At 49.6% G+C, this 242-nt stretch carries 1 protein-coding gene; it reads right to left on the bottom strand.

The annotated features are described in order from the left end of the window. Nucleotides 1-5 precede the first annotated feature (5 nt). The coding region (locus RMT89_RS45095; protein ID WP_315889545.1) for a hypothetical protein at nucleotides 6-242 on the bottom strand (237 nt) is incomplete at its 5' end.

Genomic DNA, 242 nt, shown 5'->3' with positions numbered 1-242 from the left:
AGCAATTAGACATCCTGCTCAATGCCATCAACGAACTTAAAAAGCCTATCGAGTCTTGAGCCAGCATGGGACGCGTAGATATCATGATCCCGATTCAATCGAACATCGCACTTGAGCGCAGCGAACCAAGATGCGAGCGAGGGAGGCAACCTTTTATCGCAGACCTCAGCTACAGTTTTACCGGGATCATCAGTGACGACAATCCGGTTTGGACACAGTGTTCCCTTTCGATACGTCTTGCC

The sequence above is a fragment of the Streptomyces sp. P17 genome (genome assembly GCF_032436805.1).
In the GTDB taxonomy this organism is placed as follows: domain Bacteria; phylum Actinomycetota; class Actinomycetes; order Streptomycetales; family Streptomycetaceae; genus Streptomyces.
Note: the sequence above shows the minus strand (reverse complement) of the source record. Positions and strands in the feature narration are given on the sequence as shown.